Raw genomic sequence first — 13,623 nt, 5'->3', positions numbered from 1 at the left:
TGGATGGGCCCAGTTCCTAGTATTCTCTTTCGAAGGGCCCCGCGATCTGTGGGCAGCCCCAGTCATTCCTGAGAGGTATGTTGTTCGATGGCCACACCCACGAAGAAGCCCGGCACCGCTACGGGCAAGCGGTCCCGGCTTTACTGGATGGTTCCCGCCGTCCTCGTGGCCGTGGTCCTGGTGGTGTTGGTCGCCAAGCTGCTCATGGGGCTTCCGGCCGTGGCTTCCTTCGTCAGCGACTACCCGGGCCAGTCGAAGCTGCCGGCCAATGCCCCGGTGGGATTTCCCGCGTGGCTGGCCTGGCAGCACTTCCTCAACGCTTTCTTCCTGCTCCTGATCATCCGAACCGGCTGGCAGGTGCGGACCACCACGCGGCCCAGCGGCCACTGGACCAGGAACAACAAGGGTTTGATCCGCACCAGGAACGCGCCCGCCAAGATCAGCCTTGAGCTCTGGTTCCACCTGACACTGGATGCCCTCTGGATCCTGAACGGGCTCATCTTCGCCGTCCTGCTGTTTGCCACCGGGCAGTGGACGCGCATCGTCCCCACCAGCTGGGACGTCTTCCCGAACGCGCTCTCGGCGGCGCTGCAGTACGCCTCGCTTGACTGGCCCACGGAGGACGGCTGGATCAACTACAACGCGCTGCAGCTGCTGGCATACTTCGTGACCGTCTTCATCGCCGCGCCACTGGCGTTTATCACCGGCCTCCGGATGTCCGGGGCCTGGCCCAAGAAGGCCGCCGGCCTCAACAAGGCGTTCCCGATTGAGTGGGCCCGCGCCGTCCACTTCCCGGTGATGATCTACTTCGTGGCCTTCATCGTGGTCCACGTCTTCCTGGTGCTTACCACCGGTGCCCTGCGGAACCTGAACCACATGTACGGGGTCCGCGACGACGACGGCTGGTTCGGTTTCTGGGTGTTTCTCGCCTCCGTCGCCGTGATGGTGGCTGCCTGGTTCCTGGCCCGTCCCATCTTCCTGCGGCCCATTGCTTCCCTGATGGGCAAGGTCAGCCGCTAAGCCTGGCGCCGCCAGCAGTGGTCAGGCGTTCTTGATCTGCTGGTAGGCCTCAAGCGCGCGTTCCCGCGACTCTGCCAGGTCCACAAGCGGTGCGGGGTAGCGGTCAACGTCGGCCGTCCAAGGCTCGTGGATCTTCTTGCCCTGGACGTCCCGGAGCTCCGGAATGAAGGTCCGCAGGTAGCTGCCGTCGGCGTCGAATTTCTTGCTCTGCGTGACGGGATTGAAGATCCGGTAGTAGGGCGAGGCGTCCGCCCCGGACCCTGCAACCCACTGCCAGTTGGCCGGGTTGTTGGCAGCGTCCGCATCCACCAGCGTGTCCCAGAACCATTCCTCCCCGATCCGCCAGTCGGTGAGGAGGTTTTTGACCAGGAAGGATGCAGCGGCCATCCGCACCCGGTTGTGCATCCAGCCTGTCTGCCACAGTTGCCGCATCCCGGCATCCACCAGCGGGTAGCCCGTGTTTCCCTGCTGCCAGGCGGCAAGCTCTTCACGGTTGGTGGGGGCCCAGCGGAAGTTGTCGAAGGCCGGCCGGAAATTGCGGGTGGCCAAATCCGGGTTGTGGTACAGCAGGTGCCAGTTGAATTCGCGCCAGCCCAGTTCAGCCCGGTAAATACCGACGTCGGAAGGGACCGTGCCCGGATGCCGGCGCCGGATCTCGCGCCACACGCGGAACGGACTGACCTCCCCGAACCGGAGGTGCGGCGACAGCCGGCTGGTGCCCTCGGTGCCGGGCAGGTTGCGGCCGGTTCCGTACTCCTCGATGGGCCCATCCAGGAAGTCTTCCAGGCGCTGCTGGGCGCCCATTTGGCCTGGCCGCCACGTGGCAGCCAGTCCGCCGCTCCAGTCGGGGGAGGAGGGCAGGAGATTCCAACTGGCCAGGCTGTCACTGGCCGGCAGCCCGCGTCCGGCAGGAGCGGGGTGGGGCGGCGTCTCCGGCGCCTCGAAGGGATCCCGGATGTCCTGTGACGCGAGGCAGGCGCGCCAGAATGGGGAATAGACCTTGTAGGGGCCGCCCGCCCCGGTCCTGACGGTCCAGGGCTCGAAGAGCAGGTTCGCCTGGAAGCTGGACGCCTGCATCCCGTTGCCGCCGGCCCACTCCTTGAGGTCGGCGTCGATGCTCCGTTCCGGCTGCCCGTACCTGCGGTTCCAGAACAGGTGGCTTGCCTTCGTCTGGGAGGCCAGCGTCCTGATGGCCTCTCCGGCAGGGCCTCGACGAAGGACCAGGCGTGATCCGCGGTTTTCGAGATCCGCGGAGAGTGCGGCGAGGGAGTGGTGCAGCCACCAGCGGGCGGCGCCGCCGAGGGGCCGGACGCCGCGGGACTCCTCATCCAGGACGTACACCACCGTGAGCGGCATGCCCCGGTGCACCGCTTCGGACAGGGCCGGGTTATCGTCCAGCCGCAAATCGTCGCGAAGCCAGACCAGGGACGTTCCTTCAGAAGAAGCCATGGCCCCACGCTACACAGCGGATACAACTATGGCCGGGACCGCGGTCCCGGCCATGGCCGTGTATCATCCGCCGACGTGATGGCGGGCCTTACAGCTTGTCGAAGTCTGCCTCCTCGACCGTTGATTCAGACGAAGCCGGGCTCGCCGCACCCAGGGCAGGCTTGGAGTTGCCGCCGGCCTTGAGCGCCGCCAGGCGGGCTTCGATCTCGGTCTGCTCACCCAAGTCCTCCAGCTGGTTGAACTGTGCGTCCAAGCTGGATGCCGCGAGCTCCTGCTGTCCGCGGACCTTGGCCTCTTCGCGGCGGATCTTCTCCTCGAAGCGGCCCACCTCGCTGGTCGGGTCCATGATGTCGATGCTCTTGATCGCGTCGTGGACCTGGGACTGAGCGGCTGCTGTCTTGGACCTGGCCACCAGCTCGTTGCGCTTGCTGGTCAGCTGGTTGAGCTTGTTCTTCATCTGGTCCAGGCCGGTCTTCAGCTTGTCCACCACTTCCCGCTGGGAGGCGATGGCAGGCTCTGCGCCCTTGGCTTCGTTCTCGGCAGCCATTTGGCGCTGCAGGGCGACCTTTGCCAGGTTGTCGAACTTCTCTGCGTCGGCAACGTCGCCGGCAGCACGGAACTCGTCAGCCTTGCGGGAGGCGGCCAACGCCTTGCTGCCCCAATCGCGGGCATTCTTGACGTCTTCGTTGTAGTCGTCTTCCAGCATGCGGAGGTTGCCGATGGTCTGCGCCACTGCGGACTCGGCTTCGGCGATGTTATTGGTGTAGTCGCGGACCATCTGGTCCAGCATCTTCTGGGGGTCCTCGGCGTTGTCCAGCAAAGAGTTGATGTTTGCCTTTGCCAGCTGCGCGATCCGGCCGAAAATGGACTGCTTAACCATGGTGTTTGCCTTTCATCCTGCTCTTTGTTGACCACTGGAACCGGTGCACAGTGGTGTACTTCGTCTCTCCGCCCCGCCGGGATCTTCCAGCGTGTCCGGCGGAAGTCTTTAGAAACTGCCGGAGTCGCCGCCGCCGAAATCGCCGCCGCCAAAGTCCCCGCCGCCGAAGCCGCCCGAGTCTCCGCCAAAGCCGCCTCCGCCGTCGCCGCCCCAGCCACCGCCGCCGCCCCAACCGCCATGGCCCCCATGAAGGATGGAATTGATTAGGATCCCGCCCAGGATGGCGCCGCCCAGTCCGCCGCCGCCTCCGCCGCCAAACATGCCGCCGCGCCCAAAGCCCGAGTTTGCGTAGCCGTCGAAGTGCTCAACGTCGGCCTGGGCCAGCTGCGCCGCCTGCGCCGCGAGGGCATGCGCCTGCTGCGCGTAAGTAAGCGCGGTGACGGGATCGGTCCTCGCGATGGACAGCGCGTAGTCGAGGTTCCGCTGGGACTCTGCCAGCCGGGTCCGTGCCTCGGTTCCCACACCGCCGCGCCGGGCGGTGATGTAGTCGGAGGTGGCGCTGATCTGGGCCTGTGCGGACATGATGGTCTGCTGCAGTGACGCCTGTGCCCGCCTCGCCTGCTCCTGCTGGTCGCGGATGCCGGCCAGGGCCTGGTCCAGGGACTGGTGGGCCGTCTCCACCCGCTGAAGGGTGGCGATGGGATCGATCTTCCCACCCTGGATCTCGGTCTTCACCTGGGCCAGCGCCGCTTCCACCGCGGCCACCGGACCTGCCAGTTCGGTGTGTGCTCCGGACTGGATCATGGCCTTTGCCTGGGCCAGGTCCTGGGAAGTGTCCACAACCGCTGCTTCGAGACCGTTGCGGGCCTCGTCGAGATTGCCGGCTACCTTGGAGATCGCGTCCAGGAGGACGTTGGTCTGGTGCAGGCTTTCCTCGGCCGCACGGACGGCTACCGCGGCCAGGCTGCCCTCGCCCTCACCCAGCTTCTGCCGCGCCGTCTCGGATGCGTTCTGCACGAAGGCCAGGCGTTCCTTGGCCTGCACGATATTGTCCGAGACCTGCACCAGCGCGCTGTCGGCATACTTGGACCGCATGGCCGCCAGGGACTGTTCAGCGCTGGAGATCTTGGCGTCAGCCTCGCTGGCTCCCGCGTTGACGGCCGCAAGGGCCTGCGGAGCGTTCTTCTCCAGCTCACGCAGCGAGTCAAAGTCCGCTTTTTGCTCTTGGAGCGATTCCAGGGCTGCCTCCGAGCGGCGGATGATCTCACCCATCCAAGTCCGCTGCTGTTCCTCGGTATCCGGGATGTGGTCATCGAGCTGCTGCTGCAGCTTGAAGGACTCCGCCATGTGGGCCTTTGCTTCCGCCAGGGCCTTGGTGAAGTTCCCGACGGCGGAATCCCCGTACTGCGCCTGGGCGAAACCGAGTTCCTGCTCGCTGGATTTGATGGCGTCGTCGGCTTCGATCAGCAGGGAACCACTCTTGCGTCGGAGTTCCTCAACGCTGAGTGACGCCAGCGGGTCCAGCTCGGCGCCCTGCGGGCCGTAGCTTCCGCTGGAGGCCGCTTGGACGGCGGCTTTCTTCCGGCGGTTCCGGTAGTACAGGTACGCCCCGCCTCCTGCGACCACTACGCCCGCACCCACCAGGACGCCGGCGCCGGCTCCGTTCCCGGACGAGACGTTGCCGCTGCCGCCGCCGGCGGCGTCGCCAACAGCGGCGGCGGTGTCGATGGCAGCTTGGGCGAAGTCACGCTTGCCGGCTCCGAGGTTGGGCACAATGGCGTTTTGGGAAATGCTACTGGTCTTCGACGCGATCGAACTGGCTGAGTTGGGTGCGAAGTAGTAGTGACCGTCATCGGACATGGTCAGGATGACGTCTGACTTGCCCATGCCCTTTTTGGTCGCAACGGCTTGAGCCCATTGTTTGGGATCGGTGGGGTTGGTGAACGTCTTCACGGTGACCACGTACAGGTTGTACTTGTGGTCCTTCAGCAGCTTCTGGATCGCATCCTGGACTTCGCCCTTCCGGCTGCCCAGCACGTTGGCGTCGTCAACGATGTTGGTCCCGGAGGGGATGGGGACAGGGTCTTCGGCCCAAGCGGCGCCGGCGGGTACCGCCAGCAGCCCGGCAAGGCCGATCACGGCGAGGATACGTCTGAACTTTGACCGCATGTGCAACCCTTCAGCATGCCTGACACCGATTCGGGACGAATCAGTCGTCGAATCCACAGCGCCCCCACGCTTGGTGTGAAGCCGCAGGTCGCTGTGGCATTTCATCTTGATTCTATGGTGCACCCCACAGGCAGTCCATGCGACCGAATATGCCTCCAGCGAAACGCCTTGCTGCCGGAGACCCTTGCTTGAAGCGTTCAGGAAGCTCTCAGCAAACATCCGAGCTTGTTCCAGCGGAACGGGTCATAGTTAATGGCAGACGAGGATGAAAGGAAGTCTCATGACTGAGAATCAAACCCCAGGACCGGTCCCTGAGGACAACCGCGCGCAAAGCCGGAACCCGTGGGACCGGCAGGGCGCGGAACAGCCTGGAGACCGCCAGACGGAAACTCAGTATGGGAACGCGGGCGGACCCGGCACCCCTCAAGGCAACACGGGCGCCCAGGACCACACGGGCCCCCAGACCCAAGCCGGCCCACAGAACAACACCGAGCGGCTGGACCCGCCGCAGGCACGCGACCACCACACCCAGGAACTTCCGGGCGCACCACGCCCGGTCTACCCGCAGCGGCAGCCGTTCTACGGCCAGTCCGCCAATTATGGACAGCAGCACCAGGATGGCCAGTCCGGATACTACGGACAGCAGCAGTACCAGAATGGCCAGCCCACGCACGGCACCGGCCACGGCGCACCCAATGGGAGTGTCGGCCTGGCCCCCAATCCCAAGGACGCCCCGCGCCGGAAGGCGACATTCGGTATCGGCACCCTTGTGGCCAGCATCCTCGCAGCAGGCCTGGTGGGCGGTGGAGTGGCTACGGTAGGTGCGGGCGAGCTCTCCGGCCACAACGCCTCCAGCACATCGACCGTCGGCAGCAACAGCCAGCCCGGCACGGTCATCGTCAACAACAAGGACGACGTCAACGCCATTACGGCAGCTGCGGTGAAGGCCTCGCCCAGTGTTGTCACCATCAGCGCCACCAGCGGCAGCTCCGGCGGCACCGGTTCCGGCATTGTCATCGATGACCAGGGGCACATCCTGACCAACACCCACGTGGTGACCCTGGACGGCCAGACCGCCAATGCCACCCTTGAGATCCGCACCAGCGACGGCAAGGTCCTCCCGGCAAAGCTGGTGGGAACCGATCCCCTGTCCGATCTCGCCGTCATCAAGGTCGACGACACCTCCGGGCTCACCCCCGCCACCCTTGGTGATTCCTCCAAGCTCAATGTAGGGGACACTGCCATCGCCATCGGTTCCCCGCTTGGCCTGACCGGGACCGTCACGGACGGCATCGTATCCACCCTCAACCGGACCATCAGCGTGGCATCATCGGCAGCGCCCAAGGGGGGCGACAACAGCCAGGGTGGCGACCAGGGATTCCAGTTTGCCCCTCCTGGCGGCGGGCAGAGCCAGCAGAACTCCAGTGAAGGTTCCATCGCCATCAACGTGATCCAGACGGACGCGGCCATCAACCCCGGCAACTCCGGCGGCGCCTTGGTGAACAGCAAGGGCGAGATCATCGGCGTGAACGTGGCCATCGCGTCCGCCGGTTCAGGCACCTCCACCTCCCAGAGCGGCAATATCGGCGTCGGGTTCAGCATCCCGATCAACAACGCCAAGCGTGTGGCCCAGGAGATCATCGACAGCGGCAAGGCCTCCCACGGCCAGCTCGGCGTGAGCGTCAAGGCCAAGACGACGTCGGGCGCGGCCTCCGAATTCTCGGTGGGAGCTGACGTCGCCACCGTTGAGGCCAACTCGGCAGCAGGAAAAGCGGGCATCAAGGCGGGCGACGTCATCACTAAGTTCAACGACCTCACCATCGGCGAGCCGAACCAGCTGACCGCGGCGGTCCGGGAACAGCCGGCAGGATCCAAGGTGAAGATCACCGTGCAGCGCGGCGGCAGTGAGCAGACGTTCGACGTCACGCTGGGCGCTGCAGCCAGCTAGGCACAGCAGGACCAACGCAAGCCATGACGACGGCGGCGTCCCCCACCAAAGGGGGCGCCGCCGTCGTCATTCCCTGCTTGGGAAACGGCGCTGAAACAGGCGTTAACGGAAGAGGGCGCGGGGACGCGCCGATATGGTTAGCTAGGAGCTACCCGCCTGCCGGGCATTCCGCGGCCATGCCCACCCGGCTGGCTGTCCACAAGCATGGAAGGCTGCTGTAAACACAGTGGAAGAGACATTGAAGATCGTAGTCCTGGTCAAACATGTACCGGACGCCCAGTTCGACCGCCACCTCAACGGGGACGGCAACACCGTGGACCGCGACGAAAGCATTCTGTCCGAGCTTGACGAGTACGCCCTTGAAGCAGCGCTGCAGCTGGCGGAGGCGCGTGGCGGCAGCAAAGCGGGCAACCAGGTCATCGCCCTCAGCATGGGACCTGCCGGTGCCGTCAACGCGGTCAAGAAGTCACTGCAAATGGGCGCCACTGAAGGCGTGCACCTCACGGACGATGCCCTGGCCGGATCCGATGCCGCGGCCACTTCACTTGCGCTCGCCGCAGCAGTGCGGCACCTGGGCGACGTGGACCTGGTCATCACCGGCATGGCCTCCACAGATGGCGAGACCTCCCTTGTTCCGGCCCAGCTGGCCGAGCGGCTTGGGCTGCCGCAGGTCACGTTCGCGTCCACGCTCCAGGTGGACGGCGGCCGCTTGACGGCCCGCCGCGATGCCGACACGTCGTCTGAAACGGTGGAGGCACCGCTGCCCGCCGTTGTGTCCGTCACCGACCAAATCAACGAACCCCGGTACCCCAACTTCAAGGGCATCATCGCCGCCAAGCGCAAGAGCATCACCACGCTGTCCCTGGCCGACATCGGCGTGGAGCCCGCGCAGGTGGGCTTCGCCGGTTCCTGGACCAGCGTGACCAATGCGGAGCAGCGGCCGCCCAGGACCGCGGGCACCATCATCACCGACGAGGGCGACGCCGGCATCAAGCTGGTTGACTTCCTGGCCGCCCAGAAGCTGCTCTAAGAGGGACACCGACATGGCACAAGTACTTGTATTCATCGACAACCCCGGCGCGTCGCTCAAGAAGAGCAGCCTGGAACTGCTGACCCTGGCGCGTTCCCTGGGCGAGAGCACAGTGGCGCTCAACGGCGAACTGGCCGACGGCGTCGCTGCCACCTTCGCCGAATACGGCGTGGCCGGCATCCTGCGCCCGTCCGTCCAGGACCTGGACGACTTCCTGGTGGCACCAAAGGCCGCCTACGTTGCCGCCGCCGCCGAAACCGCCGGTGCCGCCATCGTCCTGCTGGACAACTCGCCCGAGGGCAAGGAAATCGCTGCACGTGTGGGCATTCGCCTGAACGCCGGCGTCATCACTGACGTCGTCGCCGTGGACCCGGACGGCACTGCACACAAATCGGTGCTGGCTGGTTCCTACAACACCGCCTGCAAGGCCAGCACCGCGGTGTCGGTGTTGACCCTGAAGGCCAACAATGTCACCCCGGAGCCTGCAGCCGCCCCAACAACTCCCGGGACCGCCACGGTGGAGGTTCCCGCGGTAGCCGCAGCGGCCCGCATCACGGAGCGGCAGCAGAAGGTTGCCAGCGGCCGGCCTGACCTCACCGATGCCCGCATCGTGGTGGCCGGCGGACGTGGCATGGACGGCGACTTTGGTCCCGTTGAAGAACTCGCCGATGCCCTTGGCGCGGCCGTCGGCGCCTCCCGGGCCGCCACGGACGCGGGCTGGATCAGCCACGACGCCCAGGTGGGGCAGACCGGCAAGACCGTTTCCCCGCAGCTGTACATTTCCGCGGGCATCTCCGGCGCCATCCAGCAGAAGGCCGGCATGCAGACGTCCAAGGTCATTGTCGCGGTGAACAAGGATGCCGAATCCCCGGTCTTCGAAATTGCGGACTTCGGCATCATCGGCGACGTCTTCGATGTCCTGCCGCAGGCGGCCGCCGAGATCAAGAAGCGCAAGGGCTGAATCGTTGACTGCCTCCACTGGGCAGGCAGGGAGCCCGTTCAACCCGGATACGCACCGGGTTGGGCGGGTGCTCTGTTTTGCGGCCCATCCTGACGACATCGACTTTGGCGCGGCCGGAACCGTCGCCGCCTGGACGGCGGCCGGCGTGCAGGTCAGCTATTGCATCATGACCGACGGCGATGCGGGCGGCTTCGACCCCGCCAACCGTGCGGACATCATCGCCATGCGCGACGCCGAACAGCGCCGGGCCGCGAAGCTGGTCGGTGTCACCGACATTCACTACCTTCACCAGCGGGACGGCTACCTTGAGCCGTCGCACGAGGTGATGAAGGAAGTGGTGCGGCTGATCCGCCAGGTCCGTCCCGACGTCGTCCTTGCCATGCATCCGGAACGGAACTGGCAGCGCATCCAAAAGAGCCACCCGGATCATCTGGCCGTGGGGGAGTCGGTGACACGGGCCGTGTATCCGGCACTCGAAAACCCCTTCGCCTACCCTGAATTGGCCGACGCCGGGCTCGAGGCCTACAAGCTGCCGTGGCTGTGGCTGTACGCGGGACCCGAGGAACGGGAAAACCACTTTGTGGACGTCACGGACCAGGTGGAAGCCAAGCTGGCCGCGATCCACGTCCATGTCAGCCAGCATCCTGACGTCGCGGCGATGGAAACCACCGTCCGCCGGGGGATGCAGCTCAATGCCGGCAGGGCAGGGTTGCCCGAAGGGCGCAGCGCGGAGGCCTTCCACGTGGTGGCCGTTAACGGACCTGGCACCATCGCGGGTTTCTAGGACGGTGAAACGCCCCCGGTTCCTTGATCAAGGAACCGGGGGCGTTTTCCTGTCGCCGGGACCGGGGACCTCAGGCTCCCAGCGGAGCCGCCGCCACCGTGGGCAGCGTGGGGGCCTTGGATCCACCGGCCGGCTCAACGGTGATGCCCAGCGAGGCAGCCGTGTGGATGCCCTGGACGACGGCAGGCTTGGAGAGGGCCTGCTCATCCATCAGCCCCTGCGACACCGGCGCCGAACCGTCCTTGGGGATCAGCCACATCTGGTAGACCTTGCCGGCAGGGGGAGCGGGCACGCCGCTCATCTTCACCACGGCCGCGTCCTCGGAAGCTGAAATCAGCAGGGTTGCCTTGCCGCCGCCGGCCACGTTCACCGACGCCTCGCGCAGGTCGCCGGCCCTGGCCACCTGGTTGACGGGATCGTTCTGGTCAGCCATGTAGGCACCCACGCCCACACCGCCCAGGGCGATGGCCGCTGCTGCTGCCACGCCCACCAGCCAGCGTCGGGTGCCGGATGTGCCTCGGCGCTCCTCGCGGCGCTTGCGGGCCTGCGCCAGCTCATCCTGTGGGCCGGACCCGCCTGGAGTCCCCATCGGATGGGCCGGTGGCGTGCTTCCGGCCGGTGCCGGTGCGTCGCCGGCGCCCGGTCCACCCTGGCTGGGGAATTGGGCAGGAAGTTGGGCGACGATCCGCTTAAACAGGTCCGACGGCGGTTCCTCCTCTACCCGGAAAGTGCGGGCCAGCGCCTCCCGGGACTGCCGGACGCGCGCAAGGAAGGCCAGCCGCTCCGGCTCCGGGGCGGTCGAGATGTACTGGTCGATGGCATCGCGTTCCTGCTCCGTGACCGCGTCAAGAGCGTAGAGTTCGGCGAGGTCCACGGCGCGGCCTGCGGCAAGGTCCATCGCCACCGTGTCCCCGAAGGACCTTGACCGGCTGTTGCGGCCTTCATCCATTCCGCTCATCTCAACTCACCCCCAAACAGGTCTTCAATCGGATCAGTCCGTCGCGGATGCGGGACTTGATAGTGGGCACTGCCGCATTCAGCCGCTCTGCCACCTCACGGTAAGTAAGGCCGCCGTAGTAGGCCAGGCGGACGGATTCCTGCTGTGTTTCAGTCAGCGTGCCGAGGCAGCGGACCACCGCCTCCGCTTCCAGGCGGCTGCCCACTTCATCGGAAACGGTGTCATGGTCGATGTCCTGGGTGCTGGCACCGTACTTGGCTTCCCTGTCAGTGGAGGACTGCGACGAGCGCACCTTGTCCACGGCCCGCCGGTGCGAGATGGTCATCAGCCAGGAGAGCGGGCTGCCTGCCTGCGGATCGAACTTCGCGGCGTTCTGCCAGACCTGCAGGAAGACTTCCTGCGTGGTGTCCTCGCTGAGTTCGGGATCGATCAGAACACGGCGCGCCATGCCGAAGACCCGCCGGGACGTGAGCTGGTAAAACTCAGCAAACGACGCCTGGTCCCCTCGGGCGATGCCCGCCAGCAGGACCGAGAGGCGTTGACTGAGGTCAGCAGGTGGGTCAGTCACCGCGGCCGAGCCTTCGGAATTGGGCGCGTTGGGAGTTTCCATTACGTCCAAGCATAAGTCTCCGGGCGGGGAATCCTCAGCAGTGCCGTGCCGGTTGCGGCTGTCCGGCCTGGATGGTGCCTCCAGTAGTGTCACCTGCCGCTCCTCGGTCCTGGTCCGCTCGAATGCTTACAGGAGCTATTCGGCGCAGGGCAGGGCGCGGATGGGACAACGGATGAAGATTTTCCGTGGGGCGGAGCAGGGGATCCTAAAGCGTGGCCCCCGCGAATCCCTGCTGGCGCCAGGCCTCGTAGACCGCGATGGAGGCGGCGTTGGCAAGGTTAAGGGAACGCAGGGCCGGCAACATGGGCAGCCGCACCGTGGCAGTCACATGCGCATCCTTCTTCAGTTCGGGCGGCAGTCCGACGGATTCGCGGCCAAACAACAGGACGTCCCCCGGAGCGTAGGCAATGTCTGTATAGCTGGTGGTGCCGTCAGAGGTGAAGGCGTAAACGCGCTCGGGCTGGAGGTGCTGCCAGGCGTCCTCGATGGTTTTGTGGACGGTCACGACGGCGAGGTCGTGGTAGTCCAGCCCGGCCCGGCGCAGCTTGGCGTCGGAAAAGTCGAAGCCAAGGGGTTCCACAAGGTGCAGTTCGGCGCCGGTGATGGCGGCGAGGCGGATGGCGTTGCCGGTATTGCCGGGAATCTCTGGTTCATGGAAAAGGATGCGGAACACCTTTCCATCCTAGCTACCGCCGTCAGTGCATGCCGCGCAGCAGCCTGGCCAGGACCGGGACGTTCACAGTGTTGGGGGCGGGCCCGGAGGCCAGGAACTCCTTAAGGCCCCGCACCATGCCCGCCGCGTTGACGATGTGGACAGTCTCCAAGGCTCCGGACGGCCGCCTGTGGTGGTCGATTACGGGTTCGTGGAGGTTTCCGTCCGGGCCATGCACCACGGTCCATCCGGTGACGTTGAGCTCCGGGAAGATCTCCTGCATGGCCCACACCACCCGGGCCAGCTGCGGAGGCGCCACGGAGCGGCCGCCATGGTTGAGGGTCCTGCCGTCCCAGGCGTAGGCGCCCTTGGGCAGGAGCATGGAATTGACCAGGGCCAGCCGGTAGCCGGACAGGACCGCATGATCGATGTGGCTGTTGTCCGCCGGGGATTGCAGGCCGTTGATGAGCCTGGCGGCGGGAATTGCCGGCAGCACCTGCCGGGTCAGCAGTTGGACGGTGCGCATCTCGCGCTGGATGCGGGCCTCAGCGCCGAAGATGCCGCGTTTCCGCGGCATCCCGTGAACCTGCTGGCTCGCATGGGCCAGGGGGATGAGCGGAGCACCGCTTCCCTCGTACGGCGGCACGTAGATCGGCGGGTCGCCTGCGGTGTTCCTGCCGTTGTCCGGCCTCCGGACAGTGGCCGACGCCCTGCTTCCGGCGGCCGGGGCATCAAAGTGGGCGCCGTCGTCGGGCGCAACGCCCTGGACTGATCCGGCGCCATAGGACCGGTCGTAGGCTTTCCGCCGCTGCGGATCGATCAGGGTCTCGTAGGCAGCAGTCACGCGCCGGAAGGTTGCGGCGTCACCACCGTGGTCTGGATGGGCAATCCTCGCAGCGCGACGGTAGGCCACCTTGATCTCCTTCTCGGTGGCGGTGACGGCCACGCGCAGGACCTGGTAGTGGGAGCTGCTGCTCTCGGTCAAGCATTCTTCCTTTTCATCATGCGCGGCTTCCTGTTTTTCGTCAGGGAAGCGGCTGCCCGCCCAGTCTAGCCAGCGCTTGTGGCGGCCTCACCGTGACAACGAACGCCGGGTGCTTGCGGGTTCCCGGGGCACCGGAGTCTAGACTCGTGCCTGCGCGGCTGAACGGTGACACAGGAA

12 protein-coding genes are annotated in these 13,623 nt (G+C 66.0%); 5 read left to right on the top strand and 7 right to left on the bottom strand.

Features of this window, described 5'->3' with window-relative positions:
• Positions 1-87 precede the first annotated feature (87 nt).
• Positions 88-1,020 carry a cytochrome b/b6 domain-containing protein gene (locus tag LFT46_RS13445; RefSeq protein ID WP_236798943.1) on the top strand — a complete coding sequence of 311 codons (933 nt, stop codon included), beginning with the start codon at positions 88-90 and terminating at the stop codon, positions 1,018-1,020.
• A gap of 21 nt (positions 1,021-1,041) precedes the next feature.
• On the opposite strand, the gene LFT46_RS13440 is transcribed toward LFT46_RS13445, so the two are convergent.
• The 3 genes from LFT46_RS13440 to LFT46_RS13430 all read right to left on the bottom strand — a co-directional run bounded on the left by LFT46_RS13440 (position 1,042) and on the right by LFT46_RS13430 (position 5,518).
• On the bottom strand, positions 1,042-2,469 hold the full coding sequence (locus LFT46_RS13440; RefSeq protein WP_236798942.1) for a cryptochrome/photolyase family protein: 1,428 nt from the start codon (positions 2,467-2,469) through the stop codon (positions 1,042-1,044).
• Positions 2,470-2,557: 88 nt separating this feature from the next.
• Entirely contained in the window at positions 2,558-3,349 is a 792-nt protein-coding gene (locus LFT46_RS13435) for a PspA/IM30 family protein (RefSeq protein WP_236820118.1), read from the bottom strand.
• A 108-nt stretch (positions 3,350-3,457) separates the two neighbouring features.
• Positions 3,458-5,518 carry a TPM domain-containing protein gene (locus LFT46_RS13430; RefSeq protein WP_236798940.1) on the bottom strand — a complete coding sequence of 687 codons (2,061 nt, stop codon included), beginning with the start codon at positions 5,516-5,518 and terminating at the stop codon, positions 3,458-3,460.
• 280 nt (positions 5,519-5,798) lie between these two features.
• Here LFT46_RS13430 and LFT46_RS13425 point away from each other — a divergent pair, with 280 nt between their 5' ends.
• From LFT46_RS13425 to LFT46_RS13410, 4 genes are all read left to right on the top strand, one after another.
• Complete coding sequence (locus LFT46_RS13425; RefSeq protein ID WP_236798939.1) at positions 5,799-7,466, top strand: S1C family serine protease; 1,668 nt, start codon at positions 5,799-5,801, stop codon at positions 7,464-7,466.
• A gap of 238 nt (positions 7,467-7,704) precedes the next feature.
• A complete protein-coding gene (locus LFT46_RS13420) occupies positions 7,705-8,496 on the top strand; it encodes an electron transfer flavoprotein subunit beta/FixA family protein (protein WP_236802898.1) in 792 nt (263 codons plus the stop codon).
• A gap of 13 nt (positions 8,497-8,509) precedes the next feature.
• Positions 8,510-9,457: an electron transfer flavoprotein subunit alpha/FixB family protein gene (locus LFT46_RS13415; protein WP_236798938.1), complete on the top strand. Its 948-nt coding sequence runs from the start codon at positions 8,510-8,512 to the stop codon at positions 9,455-9,457.
• A gap of 4 nt (positions 9,458-9,461) precedes the next feature.
• Positions 9,462-10,241 (top strand): PIG-L deacetylase family protein, encoded by a 780-nt coding sequence (locus LFT46_RS13410; RefSeq protein WP_236820117.1) that lies wholly within the window; start codon positions 9,462-9,464, stop codon positions 10,239-10,241.
• A 70-nt stretch (positions 10,242-10,311) separates the two neighbouring features.
• On the opposite strand, the gene LFT46_RS13405 is transcribed toward LFT46_RS13410, so the two are convergent.
• The 4 genes from LFT46_RS13405 to LFT46_RS13390 all read right to left on the bottom strand — a co-directional run bounded on the left by LFT46_RS13405 (position 10,312) and on the right by LFT46_RS13390 (position 13,446).
• On the bottom strand, positions 10,312-11,190 hold the full coding sequence (locus LFT46_RS13405; protein WP_236802897.1) for an anti-sigma factor: 879 nt from the start codon (positions 11,188-11,190) through the stop codon (positions 10,312-10,314).
• Between the two features lie 10 nt (positions 11,191-11,200).
• Positions 11,201-11,809 carry a sigma-70 family RNA polymerase sigma factor gene (locus LFT46_RS13400; RefSeq protein WP_142133266.1) on the bottom strand — a complete coding sequence of 203 codons (609 nt, stop codon included), beginning with the start codon at positions 11,807-11,809 and terminating at the stop codon, positions 11,201-11,203.
• Between the two features lie 205 nt (positions 11,810-12,014).
• Positions 12,015-12,482, bottom strand: a complete 468-nt coding sequence (locus tag LFT46_RS13395) for a tRNA (cytidine(34)-2'-O)-methyltransferase (protein ID WP_236798936.1) — start codon at positions 12,480-12,482, stop codon at positions 12,015-12,017.
• Between the two features lie 22 nt (positions 12,483-12,504).
• Positions 12,505-13,446, bottom strand: a complete 942-nt coding sequence (locus tag LFT46_RS13390; RefSeq protein WP_236798935.1) for a J domain-containing protein — start codon at positions 13,444-13,446, stop codon at positions 12,505-12,507.
• Positions 13,447-13,623 lie beyond the last annotated feature (177 nt).

It is taken from the genome of Arthrobacter sp. FW306-07-I (assembly GCF_021800405.1).
GTDB lineage: Bacteria > Actinomycetota > Actinomycetes > Actinomycetales > Micrococcaceae > Arthrobacter.
The sequence above is the reverse complement of the archived record's forward strand: the minus strand, read 5'-3'. Positions and strand labels throughout refer to the sequence as shown.